General features: G+C 69.4%; 15 protein-coding genes. 10 read left to right on the top strand and 5 right to left on the bottom strand.

Annotation, left to right across the window (positions count from 1 at the left end; translation table 11 throughout):
• Positions 1 to 3 precede the first annotated feature (3 nt).
• From ID574_RS54670 to ID574_RS54660, 3 genes are all read left to right on the top strand, one after another.
• On the top strand, positions 4 to 774 hold the full coding sequence (locus ID574_RS54670; protein WP_188197007.1) for a class F sortase: 771 nt from the start codon (positions 4 to 6) through the stop codon (positions 772 to 774).
• A gap of 26 nt (positions 775 to 800) precedes the next feature.
• Entirely contained in the window at positions 801 to 1463 is a 663-nt protein-coding gene (locus tag ID574_RS54665; RefSeq protein WP_188197006.1) for a hypothetical protein, read from the top strand.
• A gap of 72 nt (positions 1464 to 1535) precedes the next feature.
• The gene (locus tag ID574_RS54660; protein WP_188197005.1) at positions 1536 to 2681 is read left to right on the top strand and encodes an acetyl-CoA C-acetyltransferase; all 1146 of its coding nucleotides are present in this window, start codon (positions 1536 to 1538) and stop codon (positions 2679 to 2681) included.
• Positions 2682 to 2750: 69 nt separating this feature from the next.
• Here the strand turns inward: ID574_RS54660 and ID574_RS54655 are convergent, their stop codons facing one another.
• From ID574_RS54655 to ID574_RS54645, 3 genes are all read right to left on the bottom strand, one after another.
• Entirely contained in the window at positions 2751 to 2891 is a 141-nt protein-coding gene (locus tag ID574_RS54655; protein ID WP_188197004.1) for a hypothetical protein, read from the bottom strand.
• A 178-nt stretch (positions 2892 to 3069) separates the two neighbouring features.
• Positions 3070 to 4470 (bottom strand): serine hydrolase domain-containing protein, encoded by a 1401-nt coding sequence (locus tag ID574_RS54650; RefSeq protein ID WP_223168090.1) that lies wholly within the window; start codon positions 4468 to 4470, stop codon positions 3070 to 3072.
• Positions 4471 to 4539: 69 nt separating this feature from the next.
• Positions 4540 to 5001 carry an Lrp/AsnC family transcriptional regulator gene (locus ID574_RS54645; RefSeq protein ID WP_188197003.1) on the bottom strand — a complete coding sequence of 154 codons (462 nt, stop codon included), beginning with the start codon at positions 4999 to 5001 and terminating at the stop codon, positions 4540 to 4542.
• A gap of 81 nt (positions 5002 to 5082) precedes the next feature.
• Between ID574_RS54645 and ID574_RS54640 the strand changes: the two genes are divergently transcribed.
• The 5 genes from ID574_RS54640 (at position 5083) to ID574_RS54620 (ending at position 11590) form a co-directional block, all read left to right on the top strand.
• On the top strand, positions 5083 to 6345 hold the full coding sequence (locus tag ID574_RS54640) for an APC family permease (protein WP_223168089.1): 1263 nt from the start codon (positions 5083 to 5085) through the stop codon (positions 6343 to 6345).
• A gap of 67 nt (positions 6346 to 6412) precedes the next feature.
• On the top strand, positions 6413 to 8284 hold the full coding sequence (locus ID574_RS54635) for an acyl-CoA dehydrogenase family protein (RefSeq protein ID WP_188197002.1): 1872 nt from the start codon (positions 6413 to 6415) through the stop codon (positions 8282 to 8284).
• 210 nt (positions 8285 to 8494) lie between these two features.
• A complete protein-coding gene (locus ID574_RS54630; protein ID WP_188197064.1) occupies positions 8495 to 9757 on the top strand; it encodes an extracellular solute-binding protein in 1263 nt (420 codons plus the stop codon).
• A gap of 61 nt (positions 9758 to 9818) precedes the next feature.
• Entirely contained in the window at positions 9819 to 10703 is an 885-nt protein-coding gene (locus ID574_RS54625; protein ID WP_223168088.1) for a carbohydrate ABC transporter permease, read from the top strand.
• Positions 10703 to 11590, top strand: coding sequence for a carbohydrate ABC transporter permease (locus ID574_RS54620; RefSeq protein WP_223168087.1), 888 nt, complete (start codon positions 10703 to 10705; stop codon positions 11588 to 11590). The genes ID574_RS54625 and ID574_RS54620 overlap by 1 nt, the downstream gene beginning before the upstream one ends.
• 42 nt (positions 11591 to 11632) lie before the next feature.
• Here ID574_RS54620 and ID574_RS54615 read toward each other — a convergent pair whose 3' ends face one another.
• Complete coding sequence (locus tag ID574_RS54615) at positions 11633 to 12376, bottom strand: class I SAM-dependent methyltransferase (RefSeq protein WP_188197001.1); 744 nt, start codon at positions 12374 to 12376, stop codon at positions 11633 to 11635.
• Positions 12377 to 12506: 130 nt separating this feature from the next.
• On the opposite strand from ID574_RS54615, the gene ID574_RS54610 reads away from it, so the two are divergent.
• Both ID574_RS54610 and ID574_RS54605 read left to right on the top strand, forming a co-directional pair.
• Positions 12507 to 13046 (top strand): RNA polymerase sigma factor, encoded by a 540-nt coding sequence (locus ID574_RS54610; protein WP_188197000.1) that lies wholly within the window; start codon positions 12507 to 12509, stop codon positions 13044 to 13046.
• Complete coding sequence (locus ID574_RS54605) at positions 13033 to 13914, top strand: hypothetical protein (protein ID WP_188196999.1); 882 nt, start codon at positions 13033 to 13035, stop codon at positions 13912 to 13914. Before ID574_RS54610 ends, ID574_RS54605 begins: the two co-directional genes overlap by 14 nt.
• Here ID574_RS54605 and ID574_RS54600 read toward each other — a convergent pair.
• Positions 13903 to 14925 (bottom strand): adenosine deaminase, encoded by a 1023-nt coding sequence (locus ID574_RS54600; protein WP_188196998.1) that lies wholly within the window; start codon positions 14923 to 14925, stop codon positions 13903 to 13905. The genes ID574_RS54605 and ID574_RS54600 overlap by 12 nt on opposite strands.
• Between the last annotated feature and the right edge of the window lie 48 nt (positions 14926 to 14973).

Here is a 14973-nt window from a genome sequence, read left to right as displayed (position 1 = left end):
GCGGTGTCCAGCTACTACCCCTACGGCGGTGGCGGGGCCGCACCGCCCCCGCCGCCCGAGGACAAAGGGAGCACGGCGCTCAGGACCGTGCTGATCGTGGCCGCCATCGCGGGCGTCGTCACCGTGGTGGCCGGGTTGTTGATCGTGATGCGCTCGCCCGACGAGTACGGCCTCGCCTCGGAGAGGGACGCGTTATCCCTGCAGACCCAGCCGAGCGGCAAGGCCACGGGCCAGCCCGAGCAGGCGTTGTTCCAGGCCGCCCCCGACGTGCCGCCGCCGGTGCCCCAGATCACCCCGGCCCCGCCGATGCTGCCGTCCACGCCCATCAGGATCGTGGTCAAGCGGCTGGGGATCAACGCCCCGATCAAGTCCGTCGGTCTGGCCAAGAACGGCACGATCCAGGTGCCGCCGCCGGACGACCCCAACCTGGTCGGCTGGTACCGGAACATGTCCACCCCGGGCGAGGCCGGCCCCGCCGTGCTGCTGGGGCACAAGGACACCAGGACGCGCAGCGCGGTGTTCAGCCCGTTGTTCCGGATCAAGAATGGTGACACCATCGAGGTCAAGCGTCAGGACGGGACCACGGCGGTCTTCACCGTCGGCGGGGTGGAGCAGGCGAACAAGCAGACGTTCCCGACCGAGCGCGTCTATGGGCCGCGGGACAACGCCCAGCTCCACCTGATCACCTGCGGCGGCACCTACGATCGGCGTACCGGGCACTACACCGACAACATCATCGTCTACGCGACGATGACGAGCTCCTACCGAAGCTGAGAAGCTGACCGAGCGCGGAGGCGGGCATGGGCTGGATGGCGAAGCGGAGACTGCGTACTGGCCCGACGGCGGCGCTGCCGGCCAAACCGAGCCCGGCCGAGCTGCTGCGCATCGTCCGGCTGGCCGATCCCGGCGCCAGGGCGGACGGCGACGACGTCGTGGCCACCGACGTCCGGGTCTACGCGCCCGTGGAGGCCGACCCCGACCTGTCGGGCGGCGAGCTGGAAAAGGTCTGGGCGGTGCGGGTGGCCGCCGAGGGCCCGCTGCCGCTGGACTTCTTCGACCGCTACCTCGCCGAGGGCATCGCCTTCCGGCTCAAGGGCCTCGCGGTCTGCCGGGGCGAGGTGACCGATCCATCGGATGAGGAGAACACGGGACCGGCGGTGATCGTCCCGGTGCGCCCCACGGCGGAGGAGCTGGCGCCGCTGCTGGAGCCGCAGGAGGACGACGAGTTCACGTTCACGGCGGGCGACGTCAAGGCCGTGCTGGTGCCGCAGAAGGGTCAGCCGCCGGCCGTCCAGGAGCTGCTGCCCTTCGCCACCGAGCTGACCGCGATCGAGCTGCGCGGGGACGAGCAGATGAAGCTGGGGGCGCTGGCCCTGGAGCTGTCCGACAAGCTGAACGGGCTGGTCGTGGACCGGTGGCGGTTCCGCGTGGACGCGGCGGAGGACCTTCTGCCGCCGGGGTGAGCAGCGCCAGAACGTCGTTCTGTTGTAGTCTGACCCTAGTAACCGAATAATGCTCGGTTTGCAGGAGGCACTGTGGCAGAGGCGTACATCGTCGGGGCGGTCCGCACCCCCGTCGGCAAGAAGAAGGGCGGCCTTTCCGGCGTCCATCCCACGGACCTGGCCGCTCACACGCTGAAGGCGCTGATCGACCGCACCGGCGTCGACCCCGCCGCGGTCGAGGACGTCATCATGGGGTGCGTCATGCAGTTCGGCCCCCAGAGCATGGACATCGCGCGCAACGCCTGGCTGTCGGCGGGCCTGCCGGAGACCACCGCGGGTGTCACGATCGACCGGCAGTGCGGCTCCTCGCAGCAGTCGATCCACTTTGCCGCCCAGGGCGTCATGTCGGGCACCCAGGACCTCGTCGTGGCCGCCGGCGTCGAGTCGATGAGCATCGTGCCCATGGGCTCGTCGATCACGGCCGCCCTGGAGAAGGGCATGCCGTTCCCGTTCGGTGACAAATGGGTCGAGCGGTACGGCAAGCAGGAGATCTCGCAGTTCCGCGGCGCGGAGCTCATGTGCGAGAAATGGGGCTACACGCGGGAGGTGCTGGAGAAGTACGCCTTCGAGTCCCACCAGCGGGCCGCCAAGGCCATCGCGAACGGCCACTTCAAGGACCAGATCGAGCCCATCAACGGCGTCGAGGACGACGAGGGCCCGCGCCCGGACACCACGCTGGAGAAGATGGCCGCGCTGAAGACCCTGAAGGAGGGCGGCCAGATCACCGCCGCCACCTCCTCACAGATCTCCGACGGCTCCGGCGCCGTGCTGATCGCCTCCGAGCAGGCCGTCAAGGACCACGGGCTGAGGCCGCGCGCCCGCATCCACCAGCTCGCGCTCATGGGCGACGACCCCGTCTACATGCTGACCGCGCCGATCCCCGCCACGCAGCGGGCGCTGAAGAAGGCCGGCATGTCGATCGACGACATCGACGTCGTGGAGATCAACGAGGCGTTCGCCCCGGTGCCGCTGGCCTGGATGCAGGAGCTGGGCGCCGACCCCGCCAAGGTCAACCCCAACGGCGGCGCCATCGCGCTCGGCCACCCGCTGGGCGGCACGGGCGCGATCCTGATGACCAAGCTCCTGCACGAGCTGGAGCGCACGGCAGGCCGCTACGGGCTGCAGACGATGTGCGAGGGCGGCGGCCAGGCCAACGTCACCATCATCGAGCGGCTTTGAACGGTGGGGCGCCGCCTCCAGGCGTAACAGGGGAGGCGGCGCCCCGAACTACCCATCCCGGTAGTTGTCTCAGCGGCCCTTGGGCGGGATGCGCCGGGGCGGCGCGATCGGACGCTGCGGCATCCGGGGCATCTGCCGTGGCACGGGCGGCATCTCCCGCCCGGGGAAGGCCGGGGTCTTCTTGCTCTTCTTGGCTGCGCGAACTCGCATGAGAGGCTCCTTTACGTAACTCATGACGCGGCTCACTCGCGAACGAAGGCCGGTCGACATGCTCAGCTGCCGCGTCTGGATGGACGGACGGACTGAAGCTGCGAATTACAGGTAAAGGCGCATGTCCACGACAGTACGGGTCCACCAGAATCCGGCGCAACACAATAAATCGACGTACTCATCTGCCAGAGGCCAGAGAGCACAGCGTGTACGTGCGGGCCGCCGCAACCAGCACCCCCGCGAGCGCCGTGACGGCCAGCGCGATCGACAGCGGCGCGGGGAAGTACGTGAGCTGCGCCCACGTGACCGTGCGCCCGTTCATCAGGAACGAGAGCAGATCCGGGTATGCCGCCAGCACAGCCGCGGGCAGGAGGACCGGCACCAGGCGCAGTCCGATCCGCCACCGCGGCTTGCCCGCCCGCCTGGCGGCCCAGCGCCGTGCCCGCATCGCGCCCACGGCCGCGAGGCCGATCGCCGCCAGCGCGATCACGCCCAGGACCAGCTCGTAGAGTTGCCGGTCGCCCCCGGGCGGCTCCGGGGTTCGGCCTTCGCTCATGGCCGACAGTCCCAGCATGATCGCGTAGGCGTCGTCCTGGAGTGCGGCGCTGTTGGTCATGACGGCGATGCCGTAGCCGGTCTTGGGTGAGATGGCCTCCACGGCGGTGTAGGTGAACAGGTTGCCGGAGTGCGTGAGCTGCCCGGTCTCGTCGTCCACGCCCCAGCCCATGCCGTAGTCGCGGATCGGGGTGGGCGCGTGCATGGTCTCCAGGCTCTGGCGCTTGACCAGCGGACGGCCGTCCCCGGTCTGGGCGATCAGCCATTTGCCCATGTCCGCGGCCGTGGTGATGACGCCTCCCGAGCCGCTGTCGTCGAGGAAGGCAGGCAGCTCGGGGCGCGGGAGCCAGACACCGAAGATCGAGTTGTAGCCGTCGGCCGGCTTGACGACCTGGTCGCTGACGGCGCTGGACTTCATGCCGAGGGGACCGAACACCCGCTCACGCAGATAGTCGCCGAACGACCGCCCGCTCGCCACCTCGACCAGCCTGGCGGCCAGGTTGTAGTTGACGTTGCAGTACTCCCAGCGGGTGCCGGGATCGGCGCGCAGCCCGTCGTCGGCCAGACGGGCGGTGTAGTCGGCGAGCGACGTGGCGTCGTTCAGCTCGTTGACGTCGACCGTGGTGTCCGACAGGCCGGAGGTCTGGTTCAGCAGCTGTCGCACGGTGATCCGGGCCGCGCGCGGGTCGTCCATCGTGAAGCCGCGAAGCTGCGCGGTCACTGGCTCGTCCAACTTGATCTTGCCGCGCTCCACGAGCGTCATGACCGCCATCGCGGTGAACGACTTGCTCACGGAGGCCACCCGCATCGGCGTGTTCTCGGTGACCGCGCGGCCCTGGGAGTCGTGGCCGTAGCCGGCGGCGTGCACCACCTTGCCGGCGTGCGTGACGACCACGGACACGCCGGGCAGACCGGTGGATTCCAGCGCGTCGCGCATGTAGGTGTCAATGGCGGCAGAGGTCATGGAGGGGGCCGGGGCGGCGAGGGTCGTCGCCGTGAACAGACCGATCAGGAGGGTTTTCACGCGAGAAATCTAGAAAGGACCCGCCCTCCGCCGGATCTGCCGACCGTACAGAACCGCACCTGACGAAAGTCAGGTTTCCGGCAGGCGGGTCGGCACGGGCTTCTGAACCTGCTGGAAGATCACCGACGTGCGAAAGCCGACGATCTCCTTGCGTTTGCTCAGCTTGTCCAGCAGGAACGCGTGCAGGTGATCCAGGTCCTGGACCGCCACGTGCAGCAGGAAGTCGTCCCCGCCCGCGAGCACGAACACGCTGAGCACCTCGGGCATCTCGGCGGCCGACGACTTGAACGCGTTGATCACGGCCCGGCTGAGCGGGCGTACCTGGACCGACACCATGGCCTGCACGCCGCGGTTGAGCGCGGCCGGGTCGATGTCGGCGTGGTAGCCGCGGATGACGCCGCGGCGGGTGAGCGCCCTGACCCGCTCCAGGCAGGTGGAGGGGGCGATGCCGAGCTGGCGGGCGAGCTCCCTGTTCGACTGCCGAGCATCCGTTTGGAGCAAGCGCACGATCTCCGAATCAAGTTCATCCATGTATGCATATTTGCATGGCTGTCCGGTCAGGCGTTCGGCACAGACCCGGCTGGTTCGTGCATATGGACTAATTTCGGCGACATGACGCAACAGACGTATGCTCACATGACGGCGGGACAGGGCGCGGCGCTGCTGGTCGGGGCGGTGCTGGGGCCCGGGATGCTGGTGCTCCCGCACCTGGCCGCCTCCGCCGCGGGGCCCGCCTCCGTGCTGGCCTGGGTGGGGCTGCTCGCGCTGAGCGTCCCCGTCGCGCTGACCTTCGCCGCACTCGGCGCACGTCATTCGGACGGCGGGGGAGTGGCGAGCTTCGTCGGGCACGCGTTCGGCCGACACGCCTCCGCCGTGACCGGATGGTGGTTCTTCGGCGCGGTCCCCATCGGGACCGTCGCGGGCGCGCTCGTGGGCGGCCAGTACGTCGAGGCGTGCTTCGGCCTGGACGGCACCCTGGCCGCCTGGCTCATCATGATCGCCGCCTTCGCGGCCAACGCCGCCGGCCTGCGTACCTCCGGGCGGCTGCAGATCGGCTTCGTGGCGGTGCTGGTCGCGCTGCTGACCGCCGCCGTGATCAGCGCCGCCCCGCATGCCGACGCCGGCAACTTCACCCCCTTCGCGCCGCACGGCCTGGCGGGCGTGGCGAGCGCGGCCGGGGTGCTCATGTTCGCCTTCGTCGGCTGGGAGGCGGCCAGCCACCTGTCGGCCGAGTTCGAGGACCGGACGAACGGCCTGGTCAGGGCCACGGTGGTGACGCTCGCCGTGATCGCCGTCCTGTACCTCGGGGTGTCGATCACCTCCCTCGGCGTACTGGGCGCGGACATGACAGGAGCGCCGCTGACGGCGATGCTGGAGACCGGCCTCGGCGGAGCCGCCCGGCCGGTGACCGGGGTTCTGGCCCTGCTGCTGACCTTCGGGGCGGTCAACACCTACCTCGCCGGGGCCGCGCGGCTGGGGGCCGCCCTGGCCAGGGACGGGGCGCTGCCCGGCTGGTTCGCGGCGGGCGGGGAGCCGGGGCGCACGCCGTACCGGAGCCTGGGGTTGCTGGCCGCGCTGTGCCTGCCCGTGCTCGTGTGGGCGGTGGATCTCGACCTGCTGATGCGGGCGACCTCGGCGTGCCTGGCCGCCGTCACGGCGGCCGGCGTGGCGGCGGCGGTGCGGATGCTGCCCGCGGGGCGGCACCGGAACACGGCCGTCGTGGGCACCGGAATGTCACTGGTGGCACTGGCGTTCTGCGGCGTCTACCTCGTGGTTCCCGCCGTGTTCGCGCTCGTGGCGGCGGCCGTTCTCTCGGCCGGCCGGCGACGTTCGAACGCCACAGGCTCTCGCCGTACGGATAAAAACGGCATATAAACGGCGAAGGACGCCGTCAGGCGGGCACTACACATAGCACGGGACGGCGCAACGTCGGGAGGGTGCTATGACCGAGCACGCCAAGTACGCGGAGTCCAGGGCAGTTGGTGAGCAGGCCCGCGAGAAGGAGTGGCGGCTGCCGAGCTTCGGCAAGCAGCTGTTCCTCGGCGACTTCCGGCTGGATCTGGTGTATCCGGCGCCCACGCTGCCCGACGAGGACACCAAGCGCGGCGAGGAGTTCGTCCGCGCGGTGCGCCGTTACCTCGACGCGCACGTCGACCCGGCGCTCATCGAGCGGACCGGGCAGATTCCGGACGAGGTGGTCAAGGGGCTGGCAGCGCTGGGCGCATTCGGGATCACGATCGGCGAGGAGTACGGCGGGCTCGGCCTGCCGTACCTGTACTACTGCCGCGCCCTCATGCTGGTCGGCTCGTACTGCCCGGCACTGGCCACGCTGCTGTCGGCGCACCAGTCGATCGGGGTGCCGCAGCCGCTGAAGCTCTTCGGCACCGAGGAACAGAAGCGAGAATTCCTGCCAAGGTGCGCGGCGGGCGAAATTTCGGCGTTTCTCCTGACTGAGCCGGACGTCGGCTCCGACCCGGCCCGGCTGTCCACCACCGCCGTCCGCGACGGCGACGACTACGTGATCGACGGCGTGAAGTTGTGGACGACGAACGGCGTCGTCGCCGACCTGCTCGTCGTCATGGCCAGGACCGGCAAGAAGATCAGCGCTTTCGTGGTCGAGGGCGACTCGCCGGGCATCACGGTCAAGCGCCGCAACGGCTTCATGGGGCTGCGCGGCATCGAGAACGGCGTCACCGAGTTCTCCCAGGTCAGGGTGCCCGCCAAGAACATGATCGGGAAGGAGGGCGAAGGGCTCAGGATTGCCCTGACCACCCTCAACACCGGCCGCCTGTCGCTCCCCGCCGTCTGCGCGGGCAACGCCAAGTGGGCGCTGAAGGTCGCCCGCGAGTGGGCCAACGCCCGCGTGCAGTGGGGGCACAAGATCGGCCGGCACGAGGCCGTGGCCACGAAGATCGCCTTCATCGCGGCCACGGCGTACGCGCTGGAGGCCGTCATGGAGCTCACCAGCCGCCTGGCCGACGACAAGCGCAACGACATCAGGATCGAGGCGGCGCTGGCCAAGCTGTACGCGACGGAGCTGTCGTACCGGGCGCTCGACGAACTGGTCCAGATCAGGGGCGGGCGCGGCTACGAGACCGCAGAGTCGCTGGCCGCCCGCGGCGAGCGCGGCGTGCCCGCCGAGCAGATGCTGCGCGACTCCCGCATCAACCGCATCTTCGAGGGCTCCTCCGAGATCATGCGTCTGATGATCACGAGGGAGGCGGTGGACGCGCACCTGTCGGCCGCCGGAGAGCTGATCAACCCGGAGGCCTCCCGTCACGAGCGCACCCAGGCGCTCAAGCGCGCCAGCCGCTTCTACGCCAAATGGCTGCCCACGCTGGTGGCCGGCACCGGCAACCTGCCCACCGCGTACGCCGAGTTCGGCCCGCTGGCCGCGCACCTGCGCTTCGTGGAGCGGACCAGCAGGAAGCTGGCCCGGTCCACCTTCTACGGCATGTCCCGCTGGCAGGGCAGACTGGAGCACAAGCAGTCCTTCCTGGGCCGGATCGTGGACATCGGGGCGGAGTTGTTCGCCATGACGGCCGCCTGCGTCAAGGCCGAGGAGGATTCCAAGGATCTGGGGCGGCGGCCGTACGAGCTGGCCGACACCTTCTGCCACCAGGCGCGGCTCCGCGTGGACGCGCTGTTCGACCGGCTCTGGGACAACAGCGACGCCCAGGACGCGCGGCTGGCCGGCTACGTGCTGGAGGGTCGCTACGGCTTCGTCGAGGAGGGCATCCTCGACCCGTCCATCGAGGGGCCGTGGATCGGCGCGCCCGAGGGCGGGGAGAGCGTCCGGAGAAAGATCCTCTGACATCCGGTCTAGACCGGTTGTGCGCCCTTTCTGGCAAGTTTGTTTCCAAATCGAGACAAGCCGGTATAGACCGGCTCCTTAACGCGGGCTTACGCTGACGCAAACGCGTAGAGCTCCGCCTCGCGCGTGCCCATCCCCCCAGGGCGGGGTCCGGTGGCTGGTACGGACCAGCGTCACCCGTCCGACGAGAAGGCGGTATCTCCAGTGAACATGAAGCTTGTGGGCGGCGCCGCTCTCGGCCTTGCCTCGGTGCTGGTCCTGTCCAGCTGTGGTTCCGGCGGGTCCGGTGGCGGCACCCAGGCCTCGGGCGACGGCACGGTCACGCTCAAGATGGTCGCCGCGGACTACGGCGACGGACCCGGCAAGCCGAACTCGGGCGAGACGTTCTGGAAGGGCGTCGTGGACGAGTTCCAGGCGGCCAACCCGAACATCAAGGTCGACGTCCAGGTCATCAACTGGAACGACATCGACAAGCAGGTCGCCACCATGGTCCAGAACGGCCAGGTGCCCGACATCCTGCAGACCGGCGACTACTCCGGCTTCGTCAAGGACGGGCTGCTCTACAAGGTCGACGAGGTCCTGTCCCCGAACGTCTCCGGCGACATGCTGCAGAAGTTCGCCGAGTTCGGCAAGGTCGACGGGACCGCGTACGGCATCCCGTTCGTCTCCTCCGCCCGCGCCCTCTTCTACAACAAGGACCTGTTCCAGAAGGCCGGCATCGCCGAGCCGCCGAAGACCTGGGACGAGCTCAAGGCCGCGGCCGAGAAGCTGAAGGCGGCCGGCGTGACGCAGCCGTTCGGCCTGCCGCTCGGCCAGGAGGAGGCCCAGGCCGAGTCGTTCCTGTGGATGCTGGGCAACGGCGGCGGCTACAAGGACGCCTCCGGCAAGTGGGCGATCAACTCACCGCAGAACGTCGAGACGTTCCAGTACGTCAAGGGCCTGGTCGACGCGGGCCTGACCACCCCCAACCCGGGCACCAAGGACCGCAAGACGGTCTGGGAGGACTTCGGCGCCGGCAAGGTCGGCATGGTCAACGGCGGCCCCATGTCGATCCCGATCTTCGACGCGGCCGGTCTGAAGGGCAAGTACGGCGTCGCGCCCATCCCCGGCAAGAGCGGCCCGCTCGACACCACGCTCGGCGTCATGGACTGGATCATGGCGTTCAACAAGAACGGCCACGCCGCCGAGATCAAGAAGTTCTTCGACTTCTTCTACACCGGCTCCGCCGCGCAGAAGATCTCCGACACCTACAAGCTGCTGCCCGTCACCAACGGCGGCATCCAGAAGCTGTCGAGCGACGAGAACCTCAAGCCGTTCCTGGACGCCCTGCCGAACGCCAGCTTCTACCCCTTCCAGGACCCCAAGTGGGCCACGGTGAACCCGGCCATCAAGCAGACCATCGGCGGCGCCGTCAAGGAGGACCCGGCCAAGGTCCTCGGCGAGCTGCAGAAGGTCGCCGAGTCGGCTAGCTGATCGTGTACGGCCCGGCGCCTCGTGACGGGGCACCGGGCCGCACTCTCCTGGAAGGCTTTGCATGAAAAGGTTGCGCGCCCTCGAGCCCCTCGCCTGGGTCGGCCCGGCCGTCGTGCTGATCGCGGTGGTCGTGCTCTGGCCCGTGATCGAGATGATCAGGTCGTCGTTCCTCAAGATCAGCCGATTCGGCGTGGTCCAGGGCGGCAACGGGCTGGCGAACTACGAGAAGCTCTTCGGCGAGAAGGACTTCGCCGACATCATGGTCCGCAGCGTGATCTGGGTGGTCGCGGTCGTCGCGCTCACCGTGCTGATCTCGCTGGCTCTGGCCCAGCTGTTCAACCAGCAGTTCCCGCTGCGCAAGGTCGCCCGCTGGGCGCTGATCGCGCCGTGGGCGGCCTCGGTGCTGATGACGGCGATCATCTTCAAGTGGATGCTCGACCCCGAGGTCGGCGTGATCAACCAGATCCGGTTGAAGCTCGGGCTGATCGACGCCATGGGCGGGGCGGCCGCCGACCAGCTCGGCGACGCCTCAACGGCGATGCCGTGGCTGGTGTTCGTGGCCGTCTTCGTGTCGGTGCCGTTCACCACGTACGCGCTGCTGGCCGGGCTGGCGACGATCCCCGCCGACGTCTACGAGGCGGCCAGGATGGACGGGGCCGGACGATTCCGTACGTACTGGTCGATCACGCTGCCGCTGCTGCGCCCCGCGCTCACCGTGGCGGCCCTGATCAACGTGATGAACGTCTTCAACAGCTTCCCGATCATCTGGGCGATGACCCACGGGCAGCCCGGCTACTCCACGGCCACCTCGACGATCCTCATGTTCATCCTCAAGGGCTCCGACATCGGTGAATCCGCCGCCATGTCCGTCGTCAACTTCGGCATGGTGATCGTACTGACCGTGATCTTCCTGCGGGTCTCGCGGTGGAACAAGGAGGTGGCGTGATGGCCGTCAAGACTCTGCCGACGCAGGCCAGGCCGCACCATCACGCCCGGCCTCGGGGAGCCGCCCCGCGCCGCATGCCCCAGCTCAAGACCGTGATCATCGCGGCCGCCGCGTACGTCATCGCGTTCGTCTTCCTGTTCCCGTACATCGTGATGTTGCTCACCTCGCTGCGGGCTCAGGACTCGCTGCGTGACGTCACGTTCTGGCCCGAGGAGTGGGTGTGGTCGAACCTCACCAACTTCTGGACCAGCGGACTGGCCGGCAACCTCTGGGTCACGATCAAGGTGGCCGCCGGGTCGACGATCCTGGTGCTGCTGGTGGCGCTGCCGGCGGCGTACTACTCGGCCAGGCACAACTTCCGGGGGCGTACGGCCTTCCTGATCCTGGTGCTGATCACTCAGATGTTCCAGCCCACGGCCATGCTGGTCGGCATCTACCGCGAGTTCTACCAGTTCGGGCTGGTGGATTCGACCTGGTCGCTGATCCTGGTCAACGGCGGGTTCAACCTGGCGTTCGCGGTGTGGATTTTGAACGCGTACTTCGCCTCGATCCCGCGCGAGCTGGAGGAGGCCGCGTTCATCGACGGGAACGGGCGATTCGGGGCGCTGTTCAGGATCACGTTGCCGCTGGCGATGCCGGGCGTCATCACCGCGTTGATCTTCACGTTCATCGCGGCGTGGAACGAGTTCGTGGTCGCGCTGACGCTGACCACGACGCCCGAGAACCAGCCGCTCACGGTGGCGCTGAACTCGTTCATCGGGCAATACCAGGTGGACTGGCAGAACCTGTTCGCCGGGTCCGTGATCGCCACCATCCCGGTGATCATCCTGTTCGCCTTGATCGAGCGGAAGGTGGTCGGCGGCCTGACCGCAGGCTCCATCAAGTGAGACGAGGAAAAGGGGGGAGGCCCACCGGCCTCCCCCCCTTTTCTACTGCTTCTTCTGCGGCACCCGCGCCACGCAGAACACCGTCTGGCCGAACGGAGGCCGCACGAACCGCTCGATCAGGCGGGTCAGCGGGACCACCGTTCGGTCGTAGATCTTGACCAGCCGCGGGTCGGGGTAGCCGACGCCGCCCCGGCGCACCGCCAACCACCAGGCGATGCCGCCCAGGAAGTTGATCGGCTTGAGCACCTCGATGTCCAGGCCCGCCTTGGCGACCGTCGTGGCCAGCGTCTTCGGCGTGTAGCGCTGGACGTGGCCCACCTTGCGGTCGAAGTCGCCGTAGAGCTGCATGTAGCCGGGCACCCAGATGATGATCCGGCCGCCGGGCAGCGTGACGCGGGCCAGCGAGCGCAGCGCCTCGGCGTCGTCCTCGATGTGCTCCAGGACGTTCATCATGACGACGGTGTCGACCTTGTCCTCGAGCGGGATGTCGGTCGGCAGCCCGAACTGCAGGACGTCGATGTCGTCACGGCCGTCGAAGCGCTTTTCCAGCTGCTCGACGCAGTAGGGGTCGAAGTCGCTGACGACGAGCCGGTCGAGCCGGGGCAGGAACTGCTCGGCGAAGTGGCCCAGCCCCGAGCCGATCTCCAGCATCGAGCGGCCGACATGCGGGGCGACCATGTCGAACTCGTACTGCCGATAGTTCTTGGCCTCGTCCCCACCTAGGTGGTTCTCCAGGGCCTCATCACCGGCCGCCGGTTGTACTACACGGTCATACCCAGAAGACATAGTCCCGTTCGTTCCTTCTCGGGGGCTCATGGATTGCCCGAGTCTAATGCCCAAGTCAGCGACGAGGGTCACGCGATCTGCCTCACACCCTTCCCCGCGGGGCCCCTGGTGCGGTGGAATCTGACTCGCCATGGACGACGATGAGGCGATCGCGCGCTCGCTCGACGGCGACCTCGCTGCCTATGAGGCGCTGGTCGCGCGCTACAGCGCGCTCGCCCACCGTACCGCGTACATGCTGGGTGCGGGGGACGAAGCCGAGGACGTGGTGCAGGAGGCGTTCGTCAAAGCCTTCCGCCACCTGCCCGGCTTCCGCCGGGACGCGCCGTTCCGGCCCTGGCTGCTGCGTATCGTGGCGAACGAGACGCACAATCTGACCCGGTCGCGTGGGCGGCGCGCCGAGCTGGCCTTACGCCTCGGCGCCACGGCCGACGTACGGGCTCCCGACGACCCCGAGGGCGAGGCCGTGGCCACCGACCGGCGCGCCCGGCTGCTGGCGGCGGTGCGCGGGCTGCCCGAGCGGGAACGCCAGGCCGTCGTGTGCCGGTACTTCTTACAGCTGACGGAGGCGGAGACGGCGCAGGTGCTCGACTGGCCGGTCGGCACCGTCAAGTCCAGCACCCACCGTGGGCTGGCCCGGTTGAGGGAGGAGGTGGGCAATGAGCTCGCGTGAGCCTTTCGACGAGCTGGAGGCCGAGCTGCTCGCCCTCGGCGACCTCCTGGACGTCCCCACGCCACCTCCGTCCGACGTGGCCGCCGCCGTCCGCGCCCGCCTCGAATCCACCCCCGACGCCGCGCCCGCTCCCGGCGGGGAGGGTGCCGGCGCCGGTGAAGAGGCCGCTGGAGAGCCCCAGGATCCCGGCGGAGGGCCCGATCCTGCTCATGGGCCCCCTGCCACGCCCATAAGGCCGCACAGCCGCCGGCCGAGGCGGGGGGAGGATCGGCGGCGGCCGCCCGGGCGGCGGAGGCGGTGGAAGGTCGTGACGGCCGTCGTCATCGTCGTCATCGCGATCACGGCCGCCACGCCCCAGGGCCGGGCGGCGGTCGCGAGGATCCTGCGTTTCGCCGGCATCGAGCTCGAGATCGGCGCTGCCCCGCCCCCGCCGGTCACCACCACGGCCCCACTGCCGGGCGAGCGGACCGTGCCCCCGTCGGAGGTCCCGAGCCGGGCGGGATTCCAGGTCAGGACACCGTCCCGCCTCGGCCCCCCACAGCGCACGTCCGTCGCCGACGGCGGCAGGCTGGTGTCGATCTTCTGGCCGGACGGCATCAGGCTCGACCAGTTCGAGGGCACCATGGACCCGTACTTCTTCAAGAAGGCGGGCCCGCCGTTCCCCGACTTCGTCAAGGTGGGCCCGTACCAGGCGTTGTGGCTCCCCGGCGAGCACCCCCTGGGCTACATCAAGCGCGTGGACGGCTCCGTCGTTCCGCTGCGACAGGCGGCCGCCACCCTCATCTGGCAGCAGAACGGGATCACTTACCGCCTGGAGGGCGTGCGCACCAAGGAGGAGGCCATCAGGATCGCCGAGTCACTCGAGTGAGCCCGACAGCCAGTCGTCCACGCCCTTGAGCAGCTCCTTGCGCACGGACTCCGGGGCCGCCGACGAGCGTACGGACTGCCGCGCCAGCTCGGCCACCTCCGCGTCGCTGAAGCCGTAGACCTCCCTGGCCAGCTCGTACTGCCGCAGCAGCCGCGTGCCGAACAGCAGCGGGTCGTCGGCCCCCAGCGCGATCGGCACCCCCGCGTCGAACAGCCGCCGCACCGGCACGTCGGCGGCCCGCTCGGCCACCCCCAGCCCCACGTTGGAGGTCGGGCAGACCTCGCAGCAGATCTGCCGGTCGGCCAGCCGGTGCATCAGCCGCTCGTCCTCGGCCGCCCGCACGCCGTGCCCGACCCGGTCCGCCCCCAGGTCGTCCACGCACTGCGCCACGCTGCGCGGCCCCATCAGCTCGCCCCCGTGCGGCACGGACAGCAGCCCGCCCCGCTTGGCGATCCTGAACGCGCGCTCGAAGTCGCGCGCCTGGCCCCGCCGCTCGTCGTTGGACAGCCCGAACCCGACGACGCCGTGGCCGACGTACTGGGTGGCCAGCCTGGCGAGGGTGTTGGCGTCCAGCGGGTGCCGGGTCCTGTTGGCCGCCACGACGACCGCGATCCCGACGCCGGCGTGCGCGCTCGCCTGGCGTACGGCGTCCAGCACCAGCTCCAGCGTGGCCGTCAGGCCGCCGAAGCGCTGCGCGTAGCCCGAGGGGTCCACCTGGATCTCCAGCCACCGCGACCCGGCCGCCGCCTCGTCCTCGGCCGTCTCGCGCAGCAGCCGGTAGACGTGCTCCGACTTGGTGAGCACGGACCTGGCGATGTCGTACAGCCGCTGGAACCTGAACCAGCCGCGCTCGTCGGTGGCCCGCAGCTTGGGCGGCCAGTCCTCTTCGAGCGCGTCGGGCAGATGCAGCCCCTGCTCCCTGGCCAGCTCGATGAGCGTGGCGTGCCGCATCGAGCCGGTGAAGTGCAGGTGGAGATGGGCTTTCGGCAGCGCATGTAGGGGCCTGGGCATTTGCTTATCTTGCCACTCAACCTGGGGACGGGTTCGCGCGTTGGGGAG

Origin of the sequence: Nonomuraea sp. SYSU D8015, from assembly GCF_008065375.1 — a bacterium.
Taxonomy (GTDB): Bacteria; Actinomycetota; Actinomycetes; order Streptosporangiales; family Streptosporangiaceae; genus Nonomuraea.
The sequence above is the reverse complement of the archived record's forward strand: the minus strand, read 5'-3'. Positions and strand labels throughout refer to the sequence as shown.